11 protein-coding genes are annotated in these 13,872 nt (G+C 35.1%); 4 read left to right on the top strand and 7 right to left on the bottom strand.

Annotated features, from left to right (window positions below; all coding sequences use genetic code 11):
• The first annotated feature begins 49 nt into the window (after nt 1-49).
• Nucleotides 50-943: a tetratricopeptide repeat protein gene (locus tag AsAng_RS19840; RefSeq protein WP_264788841.1), complete on the top strand. Its 894-nt coding sequence runs from the start codon at nt 50-52 to the stop codon at nt 941-943.
• A gap of 1,040 nt (nt 944-1,983) precedes the next feature.
• A complete protein-coding gene (locus AsAng_RS19835) occupies nt 1,984-3,537 on the top strand; it encodes an Rne/Rng family ribonuclease (RefSeq protein WP_264788840.1) in 1,554 nt (517 codons plus the stop codon).
• 63 nt (nt 3,538-3,600) lie between these two features.
• Here AsAng_RS19835 and AsAng_RS19830 read toward each other — a convergent pair whose 3' ends face one another.
• On the bottom strand, nt 3,601-4,185 hold the full coding sequence (locus AsAng_RS19830; RefSeq protein ID WP_407655343.1) for a DUF3109 family protein: 585 nt from the start codon (nt 4,183-4,185) through the stop codon (nt 3,601-3,603).
• A gap of 49 nt (nt 4,186-4,234) precedes the next feature.
• Nucleotides 4,235-4,936 (bottom strand): hypothetical protein, encoded by a 702-nt coding sequence (locus tag AsAng_RS19825; RefSeq protein ID WP_264788838.1) that lies wholly within the window; start codon nt 4,934-4,936, stop codon nt 4,235-4,237.
• A 354-nt stretch (nt 4,937-5,290) separates the two neighbouring features.
• On the opposite strand from AsAng_RS19825, the gene AsAng_RS19820 reads away from it, so the two are divergent.
• Nucleotides 5,291-7,243, top strand: coding sequence for a peptidylprolyl isomerase (locus AsAng_RS19820; protein WP_264788837.1), 1,953 nt, complete (start codon nt 5,291-5,293; stop codon nt 7,241-7,243).
• 101 nt (nt 7,244-7,344) lie between these two features.
• Here the strand turns inward: AsAng_RS19820 and AsAng_RS19815 are convergent, their stop codons facing one another.
• From AsAng_RS19815 to AsAng_RS19795, 5 genes are all read right to left on the bottom strand, one after another.
• Nucleotides 7,345-7,551 (bottom strand): hypothetical protein, encoded by a 207-nt coding sequence (locus tag AsAng_RS19815; protein WP_264788836.1) that lies wholly within the window; start codon nt 7,549-7,551, stop codon nt 7,345-7,347.
• A gap of 22 nt (nt 7,552-7,573) precedes the next feature.
• Nucleotides 7,574-8,236 (bottom strand): hypothetical protein, encoded by a 663-nt coding sequence (locus AsAng_RS19810; protein ID WP_264788835.1) that lies wholly within the window; start codon nt 8,234-8,236, stop codon nt 7,574-7,576.
• A gap of 281 nt (nt 8,237-8,517) precedes the next feature.
• On the bottom strand, nt 8,518-9,171 hold the full coding sequence (locus tag AsAng_RS19805) for a hypothetical protein (RefSeq protein WP_264788834.1): 654 nt from the start codon (nt 9,169-9,171) through the stop codon (nt 8,518-8,520).
• Between the two features lie 59 nt (nt 9,172-9,230).
• Nucleotides 9,231-11,336 carry a hypothetical protein gene (locus AsAng_RS19800; protein ID WP_264788833.1) on the bottom strand — a complete coding sequence of 702 codons (2,106 nt, stop codon included), beginning with the start codon at nt 11,334-11,336 and terminating at the stop codon, nt 9,231-9,233.
• A 189-nt stretch (nt 11,337-11,525) separates the two neighbouring features.
• Nucleotides 11,526-12,206: a hypothetical protein gene (locus tag AsAng_RS19795; RefSeq protein WP_264788832.1), complete on the bottom strand. Its 681-nt coding sequence runs from the start codon at nt 12,204-12,206 to the stop codon at nt 11,526-11,528.
• 252 nt (nt 12,207-12,458) lie between these two features.
• Here AsAng_RS19795 and AsAng_RS19790 point away from each other — a divergent pair, with 252 nt between their 5' ends.
• On the top strand, nt 12,459-13,829 hold the full coding sequence (locus tag AsAng_RS19790; RefSeq protein WP_264788831.1) for a DEAD/DEAH box helicase: 1,371 nt from the start codon (nt 12,459-12,461) through the stop codon (nt 13,827-13,829).
• Nucleotides 13,830-13,872 lie beyond the last annotated feature (43 nt).

Raw genomic sequence — 13,872 nt, 5'->3', positions numbered from 1 at the left:
CCACTTTATTGATTTTGTTTCAGAACCTCTGTTTTGTTAGAAATACTTTATGAACTTATCTAAATTACAAATTGGTATTATTACCAGTTCTCTTTTTTTGCTGTTAACTTTAGTTGTCTTGGGACTAATGGGATATACTGTTCCTTCAACTAAAAAAGGCGAAACAACTAAAAGCGAACCTAAAGAATTACTAACGGAAGAAATTGTACTAGCAGAAGCCAGAAATTCATTGGATTCAAGCCAAACCGTTTGGTTAGCTGAATTAGACAAAGAGAAGGCTCAAGCTACCACTACTACTAAAGAAGCAGAGGTCCTGAAACTTATTTCACGAACATGGTTTGAATATGGCAATTATATTGTCAGTGGCTACTATGCACGTAAAGTTGCAGAACTTTTGGATACAGGCGAAGCTTGGGGAATTGCAGGGACTACTTATGGTATGGCTTATAAAGCTGCACCAAAGAACGACCAAAAGCAATTGGCCGCTCGTCAAGCTATCAGTGCATTGGAACGAGCAAAAGTATTAGAACCTGATACCTTACAACATGCCTTAAATGAAGGTTTGATGTATTTAGAACTAAGTGCAGTTGATGCATCTGTTATGCCAATGAAAGGAGTCAAAATGCTTCAAGATTTGGACGCTAAATACCCCAATAATGTTATGGTGAATATGACGCTAGCTCGTTTGTCTGCTACTCGATCTGGAGATTTGGCCAAAGCCAAACCTAGATTAGAAAAAGTATTGGCAATTGCAGAAAATGAATCTGTTTCAGATGAAATTCTTCTCGAAGCTAATTACTTTTTAATAGATTGCTATAAACAAGAAAAGAATAAAGAAAAAGTTTTGTTCCATTACGACAATACAATTCGTCTAAGTGCTTCCATGTCTTCTATGCAGGAACAAATGATTAGAGCAAAACAGAACTATATAAATAATAATTAATCAACAAACGTAAAATTTCAAAAATATGCCTTGTGGAAAAAAACGTAAGAGACATAAGATAGCAACTCATAAACGTAAAAAAAGACTTCGTAAAAATCGTCACAAGAAGAAGAAATAATCTATTCTTCGTGATTCAATATATAATTCACAAGGGCAAGAACTACACTTGCCCTGTGTCTATATATAGCTATAAGTAAATAAGAATAGTTAATTAAATCTATTTGGTACGGAATTATTATTACTGAAATTGTTTAAAAATAGTCTTGGATGAATTGAAAATTAGCGAAGCTAATCTATTTTTTATCGATTGATATATTGTTGTAGCATGGCTCAAATGATAGCATTTACCTTGCTTAGATAAAAAATAATACACATTTTCAATACAACTGTAAAATACTTACAAATTAGTCCTATTGTTAAACAACTTCAATCTAGTAGAGTAGTGAATAGACCTAATTAGCATAAAAACTAACATTAGAGTTGCCTTATTTGCTTTTCTGCTATTAATATACTTGATCACCTATTTCTATTCTTTTCTATTATTCTCTCCTATTCTCTTTTAATTAGGTCGTTTTAGATGACATATGAGTTTTAGAAGTAAATTCTTTGCATCTCTATAAAACTACTAATTAGAACATGTTTTGCATGTTCATCTTATAATTCTATTTTATACTATTCGTTTTCAAAACGAATAAACCCCTTTATGTCTGCACAGTACAACTAGTTTGTCTTAAACGATTAATTTGGCAAAACTTTGATGTGTTATAAGATGAAAATGATGCTTTTTGTTGCTAAAGTATAGTGTTCTTTGTTGCTAAAAAGGAATCCTGCTAAGGAGCGTCAATCATGCATGTATACAATACCAGAATGTAAAAAAAATATTAAAATAAAAGTATTGAGTCATTTTATAGATGGAGCAATACAAAGAAAATATTGATTATTTATACCATCAAAAGAATCAACTTAAGTACGATTTTATCAATCGGAACCAAGGTTGTTTGTTGAAATCAATATTTTTATGAAAAAAGAATAATAAAGCTTTGGAAAAAGAATTAATTATCAACTCTAACCAAAAAGAAATTCAGTTAGCTTTGGTAGAAAACGGGAAATTAGTAGAGTTGCATAACCAATCCCTAAAAAATAACCTTATTGTAGGGGATATCTATTTGGGAAGAGTTACCAAACTTTTGCCTGGTCTTAATGCTGCTTTTGTTAATATAGGACACTCTAAAAAAGATGCTTTCTTGCATTACACGGATTTAGGGCCTAAATTAAAATCTCTTGTTAAATTTACAAATGGTGCAATTGATGGTTCTTTGCCAACACACTTATTGAAAGGATTTAAAATAGATTCTGATATTTCCAAAAAAGGCAAAATAAACCAAGTACTAACCAAGGGACAAAATGTGTTGGTGCAAGTGCTTAAAGAGCCTATTTCAACAAAGGGACCTAGATTATGTTGTGAAATCACTATTGCAGGTCGTTATGTTGTCTTAACGCCTTTTACGAATGTGATTGCGGTTTCCAAAAAAGTTACCAGTGATGAAGAACGGGAGCGTCTTAGACGCTTGATGGAGAGCATTCGCCCAAAGAATTTTGGTTTTATCGTTCGTACTGCCGCAGAGGGAAAACGAGTTGCTGAATTACACGATGATATTACGGAATTGGTCAACAAGTGGGAAAAAATATACAAAGAACTTCACCAAGCTACGGCACCTATAAAATGTCTTAGCGAACTCAATAAAACGAAGAGTTTAATTCGAGATTTTTGGAATGAATCGTTCTCTAGGGTCATTGTTAATGATAAAAAAGTACAAGAGGAGGTAATTAGCGAAATTAAAAAAGTTGCCCCTAAAAAAACGGACATCGTTCGCTACTATTCTGGTGCTCGACCTATTTTTGATCAATTTGGCATTACCAAACAAATTAAGTCCTCATTTGGTAAGACTGCAACAATGAATTCTGGTGCTTATTTGGTGATAGAAAGTACCGAGGCAATGCATGTGATCGATGTGAACAGTGGGCACAAGATGGTTAGCAATGATCAAGAAGAAAATGCATTGAGAGTTAATCTTGAATCAGCGGCCGAAATAGCTCGCCAGTTGCGTTTGAGAGATATTGGTGGGATTATTATCATTGACTTTATTGATGTGCGCAAAAACGAAAATAAAGTGAAATTATTTCATTCCATGAAACAGTTCATGGATGGAGACAATGCTAAGCATACTATTTTACCGCTCAGTAAGTTTGGGTTAATGCAGATTACAAGAGAGCGAGTGCGCCCTGCTATCACCATTTCTACGGCAGAACTTTGTCCCGTTTGTGATGGAACTGGAAAAATCAACCCATCTATTTTGCTTTTGGATGACATTAAACGAGATTTAGAATTTATTATCCGTTCTCAAAGTCCCAATAAGCTTTCAATTCATGTGCATCCTTTTATTAATGCTTATTTGAGAAAGGGATTTTGGAGTGTCTTGATGCAGTGGAGAAGAGAGTTTAAAAAATGGATAAAAGTTGAAGTAGACAACAATTATCACATGATGAAATACTGCTTCTTTGATGAGAATGAAGATGAAATTCGATTGAATTAATCAGGTTGTAAAAATTGTCCATTTGAAGCGGTGATAAAAACAATTATCACCGCTTCAAATGGATTATTCAGGATTCATAAGGTGTTCAGCCATGTGTTCTAGTTGTTCATAAAAATCAGCCCCATATTTACGAATAAGCGGCCCCTCCAAGAATTTATAAACTGGAACATTTAATTTTGCGCCATTATCACAAGCGGCAGAACAAATATCCCAACGATCATACTCTAACTTCTGAAAACTAGAATTGTCTAATTGTTCGACACGGATAGGATACAAGTGGCAAGAAACAGGTTTGGCATAATCAATTAGGTCAGCTTCATAAGCTTTTTCAATGCCACATTTGGCAATTCCATTGTTTTCATAGGTTAAATAGGCACAGGCTGCATTATCAATTAGGGTTGTTCCATATTCTTTTTCTTCTGGTATATAAACAGCTACCCCTTGTTCTTCTATCGCCTCAATTCCTTCTGAAGTCAAAAAGGGTTTTATTTTGGGGTATAACTCTTCTAAAATATCTAGCTCTTCGATCTCTAGAGGAGCACCATAATCGCCCTCCCAACAACAGGCTCCTTTACAGGCATCCAAGTTGCAAACAAATTCTTCTTCAAAAATTTCAGGAGAAATGACTTTATTATCTATGATTAACATGGTCATTAAGGAGTTTTTTTATAAAATTTTTTTAGCGCTGAGATTGAAATTAATCAATTACTTCAAATTCAATGGGTTTAGAATAATACTCAACTGTTAGCATTCTAGTAGTGCCGTTTTCTTGTTGAATGGTTGTTTTTTTTCTAGTTGTTTCAATTGTAGCAGTGCCCAAGGCTAGGCGATTGGCATGGTCTGCAATAATTTCAAATTGATTTCCCTTGCTAATACCAACATGATTGATTGAAAAGGTGTTTCCTTTAGAGTCGGTCAAGATAAAGACTAAACCATCTTCATGCCCTAAAGCAGGACCATTCCACTGTAATAAGCCACCTGTTGTTTTGCTAACTGTTTTGGACGCTATTCTAAGGCTATCAAAATCGTTGAGTTGGATTGTTAAATCTATTGGCTGACCATTTTTTTCGATATATCTAAATGTATAATCATTGTCAAAAGTAATAGAATTTTTTACCAATTGATACTGTAAACCCACGATAGGACGTTTCTTAAAAACCATCGGTATGCTATTTAGGGTCACGGCACCATCAATTGCTTGGGTAGAATCTGTCCGAAACGTCATATCTGCTCGAAGTTCTCTATTTTGAGCCATATAACGAACATAGCAATTGATCTTAGAGAAAGAATAGTAGTCAGGGGCTTTGGGAGCTGAATTGGTAGAATCGCAGGCCGTTAACCAACTAATTGTAATTGCCATCAAAAAAAAGAGCGTAGCGTGTATTCTATTAAGCTTCATTTTTACTTATTGTCTTGTATAGAACCTTTATTTAGTAAATTTATAAGGGCGAAAGATACGGAATTTCTTCAAGATGCTACTTTTAATAAGGAATTTTGGGTAGACAGATGGCTAAGATTTGTATTTAATGTCTAAAACTACTCTTTGATGGATATTATTAGACCTATAAAATAGGGGCTTTAGTATAAATTCTCTAAATTTACAGAGTTTTAATAAACTGTACTTATTTGGTTAAATACACTATATAAAAGTAGTTTTGTCTTATTGCAAAGTATATTTTAATGTACTTTGTAACATCTACTATTGTAACAAAAGAATTTTATTTAAATCAACTCAAAAATTAAATAGACAGATATGCTCAATCGTATATGCGCCACTTTTGCGACTATCGCATTATTGGTTAGTTCTAATATCCAAGCACAAAATGATCCCGTACTGTTTAAGGTGAACAATAAAGAAGTTAAAATTTCTGAGTTCCAATACATCTACAACAAAACAAATGGTGAGAAAGCCGATTATAGTGAAAAATCTCTAAAGGAGTATTTGGATTTATATGTCAATTTCAAGCTCCAAGTGGCAGAAGGTGTGGATATTGGGCTTAGTGAAAAGCCTGAGGTGAAACGTGAGCAAGATCAATACAAGCGTCAATTGGCTAGTACCTATTTAACGGATCGAGAAATTACAGAAAAACTGGTTCGTGAAGCTTATGAGCGTTCTAAAGAAGATCGCAAAATTAGCCATATCTTAATTGCTGCTGATCAGAATATGGACGCAAAAGCAAAAAGAGAGGCTTTTGAACGTGCAAAAAAAATAAAAGGAGAGTTGACACCCCAGAACTTTAATGAATTGGCAAAACAATACTCTGATGACCAATATAGCAATACAAAAGGAGGAAATTTGGGGTATTTTACAACGCTACAGCTACCTTATCCGTTGGAAACAGCCATGTACAATACTAAAAAAGGCGAATTCTCAGAGATTGTTACCTCTCAATATGGTTACCACATCTTGCGAGTAGATGATGTACGTCCTGCTTTTGGGCGCATCAAAGTTGCTCATATCTTGTTGCGTACCAAAAAAGACCCAAAAGGGGCTAAAGTCGCTATTGATTCGTTGTATGAGGTTTTAAAAGGTGGCGCTAAATTCGAAGAACTAGCCAGCAAACATTCTCAAGATAATGCAACCAAAAATAGAGGTGGTCAATTAGGTTGGGTTGGCATCAACAAATATGCGCAAGATTTTGAAGAAGCGATCTTTAGCTTGGAGCAAGATGGCAATGTTTCTAAACCAATTGAAACAGAAGCAGGGTGGCATATCCTTAAACGTTACCAAGGAATCAAAAATCCTAAATACCAAGATGTAAAATCTGAAATTACAAACAAAATTAAGCGCAAACCTCGTTTCCAAATTATCCAAGATGCTTTGGTTGCTGATATTAAAAAGGAAGGGGGCTATAAAGAAAACGAAGCCATAAAAGGGGCTTTGGTAGAAGCTTTGAAAAAGAACAATACCTTCCTAACCTACAAATGGAAAGCCGAAAAAGACGAATCTTTAGAAAATAAAGAGTTGTTTACCATTGGCAATGTAAAAGGTACCATTCGTGAGTTTATGTCTATTGCTCAACGTGCGCATAGTGAACGAATGAACCAACAGCCTCGTACAATTGAAGCTGCTGTAGATAGAATTATTAAAAAATTAGCTACTCAAAAATGCCTAGCATACGAAGAAACTCAATTGGATAAAAGATACCCTGAATTTAAAGCTTTGATGCGTGAATATGAAGAAGGCATTTTGCTGTTTGAGGTCAAAAAACAATTGGTTTGGGACAAAGCTTCTAGTGATGAAGAAGGGCTCAAAGCATTTTATGAGGCCAACAAAAATAACTATAAGTGGAAACAACGTGCCAACGTAACTTTTTACACCTTACGCACAGATGACAAGAAAATGATCAAAAAAATTCAGAGCAAATCAAAAAAGAAAAGCGCTGAAAGTGTTAAATCTATGTTTAACAAAGATCGTGAAATTGTACAAACTACAAGTGGTATCTATGAGGAAGGAAAAAATATGGAGTTGGACAAATTGAAATGGAAAGCAGGGGTTCTTAGCAAAGGCTATGAAAAGGATGGCTCTTTCTATTTTACCAAAATAGAAGAAATTATGTCTCCTTCTGTTAAGACGCTAGAAGAAGCTCGTGGTTATGTAGTAGCCGATTATCAAGATAATTTAGAGCAAGATTTGATTAAAAAATTGAAAGAAAAATTCAAAGTTGAAATCAATGATAAGGTCTTAAAAAGTATGGTGAAATAATGCCTATTGCCTATCCTTAAATTAACTAGAGGTACTCTTGTAAATACTAATTTTTCTTTGAACTTTCTTGGTATTTATAACAGTACCTCTTGCTTTATGAATTAATAACCATATTCTTTATATAAGGTATCAATGGCATTTCTTTGACTAGGATGAAAATTAATTAGTGCATCTTTTACCTCATGGACTAACTCAGGACTATTCGTAGTTAAGGCTGAAAAAATTTCGACATTGGTAAAACCTGATACGCTATCTTTTACGGGGTCGGGAATATTTAATGGGGGATTATTGTGTGTTCCACCACCCATTAAATCTCAATACAAGCCTTTTTTAATCTTTTACACAAAAGGCGTAAGCTCCCTTTGTAAAATGTACAGAATCTCCACTACAAATTAAAAGACTATCATAAGGGGAGTATTGGCATATACCATCTACTAAATAATGATTGCATTGCCCATCATTTGTAAAAGCATAAGTATCTGGCCATAAATATTCCCAACATTCTGTATCCCCTATATTTAAATCTTTATTTTCTTGCTTATTAAGAAAAATATCGGCTAAATGGATTGATGTACCATAACAACCTTTTTTCTTTGGAACTAAGCCTATTCTAAATTTCTTCTCATTAATACTTTTAAAATGAAAATGGGTATAAATAAAAGAATTGACCTCTTGAGTTACTTTACCAACCTCTGCATAAATATCAAATAAATGTGTTGCCCCATAAACAAAATCAGTATCAATTTTACTAGTAGATAAATCAAAAAAAAGTTCATAGTCGGTAAAATCAAAATAATCTCCACTATTCTTATCCAACAATTGATTCGGCAAATCCATTTCATACCAAATGGTATCGCCTACTGAAAAAACATCTTTTGGGGTTATCGATAAAGGAAATTCAAATCCATATTTGATGGAACAACCTGGATCCTTAGAACCACAGGCAGCAGCCAAAAACAATGATAATAACAAAACATATATTTTATACATCATAAATAACATTAAAAAGCAAGCTTAGAATTTTTCTAAGCTTGCTTGATGAATTAATAACCATATTCTTTATATAAGGTATCAATGGCATTTCTTTGACTAGGATGAAAATTAATTAGTGCATCTTTTACCTCATGAACTAACTCAGGACTATTGGTAGTCAAAGCTGAAAAAATTTCGGCATTGGTAAAACCTGATACGCTATCTTTTACGGGATCTGAAACATTTAATGGGGTTCATTATGAGTTTGATCGTCCATTAAATCCCAATACAAGCCTTTTTTTCTAATCCTTCACACAAAAGGCATAAGCTCCTTTGGTATAATGAACTGAATCTACGCTACATGCTAAAGTACTGTCATAAGGTGAGTATTGACAAATACCATCTACTAAATAATGATTGCATTGTCCATTATTAGTAAATGCATAGGTATCAGGCCATAGTTTTTCCCAACATTCCGTTTCTGTTATATTTAATTCGTCATTTTCTTCTTTCTCTATAAATATATCTGCTAAGCTCACCTCTGTTTCATAACACCCTTTTTGGGTAGGAATCAAACCTATCTTAAAATGCTTTTCATTAATACTGCTAAAGTGAAGGTAAGTATAATGAAAATGGTTCACCTTTTTGCTTATTTTTCCTATTTGAGAGTGGATGTCAAAAAGGTGATTAGCACTGTAAATAAAATCTGTATCTACTTTTCCTATTGTTAAATCAAAAAAGAGTTCATAATCTGTTAAATCAATATAGTTGCCTGTGTTTTCGTCTAATAATTGATTAGAGAGATTCATTTCATACCAAATAGTGTCGCCTATAGAAAAGACATCTTTAGGAGTAACTGATAAGGGAAATTTAAAACCATAATTAATGTAACATCTATTTTTAGAGCCACAGGCTATAACTAGTAAAAATAGAAATAGAATATATATTTTAGGCATAACTAGTAATTTTTGAAAAAGCAAAGAAATTTTCTTTCTTTCTTTGCTTGCTTTGTTGATTAATAACCATATTCTTTATATAAAGTATCAATAAAAGCACTTTGATTAGGATGAAAGCTTTTTAAAGCATCCCTTACTTGGTAGGCTAATATAGGGCTGTTATTGGTCATGGCTGAAAAAATTTCAGCATTGGTAAAACCTGATACGCTATCTTTCACTGGATCTGGAATTTCTAAAGGAGGATTATTATGTGTTCGATCATCCATTAAATCCCAATACAAGCCTTTTTGCAACCAATATAGATTTTGATAGAATGTATTATTAGGATTATCTCGTTCAGAAACTCTATAAATAAATCTTTGGCGTTCCTGACGTTCAATAATTGTAAACCTAGAAGAAACTTCGTTATTTAGATCGTAATGTAAATCCGCAAAATAATTACCTATGTGATAGCCCCAAGCTTCAATAATAGCACATCTTTCGTAGCCATCAGTACCCTTGTTACCATAACCTCCATTGGCTATAATTCGCTGAATATTACCAACCCAATATTCGTTTTTATCCGTCAAAGCGTAATAATGAGCGGCATGTCCGCATTCATGGTAAATCGTTTCTTTTACCTTATCTGATGTAAGCTCAATATCTCGTCCTCCATACTGATAAATTATATCGGGTAAATTAGCCAACATGTGGGTTAAAAACAAAGGCATCATTGTCCCCACCAATGCCCCCGTACCTGGCAAAAACATATCCACTAAGCCCATGGTCGTAAAACCAGCCGTTGTGCCTACAAAACTAAAACCTCCTGCAATCGTCATTCCTGCCCCTGGGCTTGTCCGCATGATATGAGATAACATAGGAGCAGAAGCTGCGCCTCCTTCATTCATCAACATAATATTCAGATCAGGAGCAGCAGGCGGTAGCCCTTCCTGTGTAGCATACCAATCGTATTCATAAACCGCATTATTGGTTAAGGAAGCAAACCACAGCATTCTGTGTAGGCTGCTATTGTCAGTATGCAGATGATGCCGAATGTTTAAGTTGTTATAACCTGAGATATGAATGCCTAAATTCTGAACAATGGGATGCCCAAACTCTGCAATATACAAATCTCTTAGACCACTTATTTTGAGTCGATTGCTTTCGTATTTCAAAAAGCCTTGGATCGGACCAAAATAATTAAAGGGAATGTACCAACAGCCCTCATTGGTAGTCCAAACACTTCTGCCTGTAAACCACAAATCTCGAATGTAGATTTCTACATTTTTTACTCCTTCCCAACCCAATTGGGTGTCTTCTACTCGTACACAGCCCCCAGGTTTGCTGCCAAAAACGCTGATTGGGCAATCGCAGCGATTACTGGTTGTTCCTCCTGTATTGGTCGGTAAGCCTGTAACGGTGGCATTGTGCAAACAAAAGGGCCATAAAGGTCCCAGCCGACAAGGAAGCCCAAAGGGCTGTATGGTTCCGCCATTGGTTGTTGTTGTTCCATCACAATCCACATTAGCAGCCAAGCAATTGGGATAATTGGGACAAGTAGGCGCACAAAAGTTGACTAGCTCATTCTTCGCATTGTAATAATCATTGCCTGTACGACGAAAGGCTTCTGCAGTCAAAAAAGAAGAATAAGGGGCTAAGACCAATTCATCAATAAGGGTATAAGCGACTCCCGCAGGAAATTGAAAGTCGGGCTTAACCACTGCATATTGATAGGTGATTGCTCCTGCTGGAAGACTTGGATCGTGGTAAAAGTTACCTGCTTGCTCGATCTCATATTCCAAGGGAAAATCAAATAAATGAGGATCGTTTTCATGGATGTCATTATTGGCTACAGCATAGGAATTAATCGCCTGCTGTAACTCCTTAAGTTCTTGTGGTGTTTGTGGATGAAACCGAACGTACCAATGCGTAGCAGGCAATGCGGTTTCGCTATCGGAAGGATACAATTGGTTCCATGCGGCGGTCATATTGGCGACGGTATAAGGATTAACTCGCTTGGCACCAAGGACAGTTTGCTCAACGGTTGCGTTTAAACTTCTTGCTCCTACTATAATCGGAGCTTTACTTTCTTTTTTCGCTGTTATTTGTTCTTCTAGTTCTTTATCCTTTTGACAAGACCAAAAATTACAAACTAAGAAGAATAGGACAATAAATTTAAGGTGCATATTGTATTGAATTTTAATTTTTTTGTAGAACGGGGATAAAATTATTCTAATACAATATATGCATTCTGCTTAACGAAATTCGAAATAAATAGGGGTTAAATAGAAAAAAAATCTCTTTATTTTAATTGTTATATAAAGTTGTAAACTTTTGATTCAATGTGATTTATGTTTTTTAAAACTATTAACCCATTACCTTTTAGCGCCAATTTTGAATATGCCCTCTTCTGGTTGCCAGTTCAATTCTATCGAAGAGTAGGTAATTTCATGGAGTGAAGCACAATATTCTCGAACGCTAACATCGTTAAGGGCACATTTGTCTTTGAGTACTTGTGTTTGCATTTGTGCAGATGCAGTAGAACCTATACGAGGGAGTTGGTAGCCAAATTCTAAGTGGTGATTTAATTGGGGGTTGTATGCCATTGCTGCTAAACCAACGGATTGTTCTACAAAATCTTGATAGGTTAAGTTGGGCAGCACTTGTTCTGAAATGTCGTTCCACCTTCCATTTCTATAGTTTAGAATATGAATTTCGCCATGAAAAAAGATGTCCATGTGGTTTTTTGCAATGGCAACGAGTATTTCTCCATTCTTTTTTTGTAATAGAGAAACCTGTAAGGTGAAAATATCGCCTTCGGCTTTGTCCTTGATTTCTAAAAAATTATTTTCAGTATCTACAAAAACGGTAGCTTCTTTGGTTGTTGTACTTTGGACTTGCCATTTGTGATCGACCTTTTTTATCGGATGTATTTTTATGTCATCATCATAGTCTGCCAAAAGGTGATAATAGTCTACAATTGTTTGAGCTTTTGTTATTGAATTGGTGAGCATAAAAAGGGCGAGAACAAATAAAAATAAACGAGGCTGCAACATGCTGGATTAGTTTATATGGTGAATTGCTCAAACAAGATACACAATTCTTTGTGAATTGACAATTTATAAATCAGCTTTTGGGGGGCTTGGTAAGTTTGTCTTTTTCAGAGAATTATTGTTGGTTAGGCTACTCGAAGGATGGCAAAATGCACTGTTTTGAGCAAGAATTAGTGCCTATTTAGATTATTAAGAACTACAGAGTTCCCAAGTCTAGTAATAAAGGCGTATCTTTGCCTTTCTCAATCAGAAAATATGGTACGTTTCGAAGAATTAAAATTAACAAGACAGTATCTAAATGCTTTAGAAGATTTAGGTTTTGAACAGGCAACAGCCATCCAAATTAAGGCAATCCCTGCTATTCGATCAGGGCAACACGTCATTGGTATAGCTCAAACGGGGACAGGAAAAACAGCAGCTTATGTATTGCCTATTTTGCAACGATTAGGTTATGCAAAGGGGATTGCTGCCCGTTGTATTATTTTGGTGCCGACCAAAGAATTGGTTGTACAGGTAAGACAACAAATAGAAGAGCTAGCCAAGTACACGGATATTCGGTTTGAGGGAATTTATGGAGGAGTCGGTCGAAAAGCACAGGCAAAAGCCATTCACGATGGGGTTGATATTATTGTTACCACTCCTAGACGTTTATTGGAACTCTATGAAAAAGAAAACATAAAGCTCAATAAGATAGAGATTATGGTCATGGATGAGGCGGACAGGATGATGGATATGGGCTTTATGGGACAAATCAATACAATCCTAGAGGTGGTACCAACCAAGAAACAAAACCTGTTGTTCTCAGCAACATTTTCGCCTAAAGTAGAGGAGTTGAGTTGGAATTTTATGGACTTTCCCATTAAGATAGAAATTACGCCTGAGGCAACTCCTGTTGAAACAGTAGAACAGGTACGTTACGATGTGCCTAATTTTTTGACCAAGCTAAACTTGTTAACGCATCTACTAGAAGATGAAGAAGCATTTAATCGGATAATTGTTTTTGTCAAAACCAAACAATCCGCCAATCAAATCTTTAATCGTTTACAAAAATATGGCAAAGAAAATGTTAGGCTAATTCATTCGAACAAAGGTCAAAATACTAGAATTAATGCCTTTCAGGATTTTAAGGAGGGAAAGATACGTATTTTAGTGGCAACAGATGTTATGGCTAGGGGGATTGATATTAAGGATGTTAGCCATGTAATTAACTTTGATGTGCCCACGGTTTATGAGGATTATGTACATCGGATTGGTCGCACAGGGCGTGCTTTTCGCACAGGAGCTGCGATTACTTTTGTAACCAAGGCAGATGTTTATCATATTCACAAGATAGAAAAGAAAATACGCATGGCAATTCCGATGTTAAACATGCCAGCGTCTATCGAAATAACAGAAACTCCTTTCTTTGAAAATCAAGAAATGGAGCGTGCTATTGATGCACAAAAACACAAAGAAGACCCTACCTATCAGGGGGCATTCCATGAGAAAAAGAGCTATAAAGCAAAGATAAAAAATAAACAAAGTAAACGACCTAAGAAGTATACTGGAAAAACAAATTCGGGGTATATTTCAAAAGCCAATAAAGGAAAACGAACTTCTTCGAAGAAGAAACGACACAAAAAATAGATTTCTTATTTGATCGTATATTTTAGCGGCTTTATTATAAAAT

The organism is Aureispira anguillae (assembly GCF_026000115.1).
GTDB lineage: Bacteria > Bacteroidota > Bacteroidia > Chitinophagales > Saprospiraceae > Aureispira > Aureispira anguillae.
This window is presented reverse-complemented; position numbering and strand designations above follow the sequence as displayed.

What these genes read in the sequence shown, in the direction of transcription:
- AsAng_RS19840 (WP_264788841.1), top strand. Translation starts at nt 50, where the DNA reads ATGAACTTATCTAAATTACAAATTGGTATTATTACCAGTTCTCTTTTT.
- AsAng_RS19830 (WP_407655343.1), bottom strand. Translation starts at nt 4,185, where the DNA reads ATGTTAATCATAGATAATAAAGTCATTTCTCCTGAAATTTTTGAAGAA.
- AsAng_RS19825 (WP_264788838.1), bottom strand. Translation starts at nt 4,936, where the DNA reads ATGAAGCTTAATAGAATACACGCTACGCTCTTTTTTTTGATGGCAATT.
- AsAng_RS19820 (WP_264788837.1), top strand. Translation starts at nt 5,291, where the DNA reads ATGCTCAATCGTATATGCGCCACTTTTGCGACTATCGCATTATTGGTT.
- AsAng_RS19815 (WP_264788836.1), bottom strand. Translation starts at nt 7,551, where the DNA reads ATGGGTGGTGGAACACACAATAATCCCCCATTAAATATTCCCGACCCC.
- AsAng_RS19810 (WP_264788835.1), bottom strand. Translation starts at nt 8,236, where the DNA reads ATGATGTATAAAATATATGTTTTGTTATTATCATTGTTTTTGGCTGCT.
- AsAng_RS19805 (WP_264788834.1), bottom strand. Translation starts at nt 9,171, where the DNA reads ATGCCTAAAATATATATTCTATTTCTATTTTTACTAGTTATAGCCTGT.
- AsAng_RS19800 (WP_264788833.1), bottom strand. Translation starts at nt 11,336, where the DNA reads ATGCACCTTAAATTTATTGTCCTATTCTTCTTAGTTTGTAATTTTTGG.
- AsAng_RS19795 (WP_264788832.1), bottom strand. Translation starts at nt 12,206, where the DNA reads ATGTTGCAGCCTCGTTTATTTTTATTTGTTCTCGCCCTTTTTATGCTC.
- AsAng_RS19790 (WP_264788831.1), top strand. Translation starts at nt 12,459, where the DNA reads ATGGTACGTTTCGAAGAATTAAAATTAACAAGACAGTATCTAAATGCT.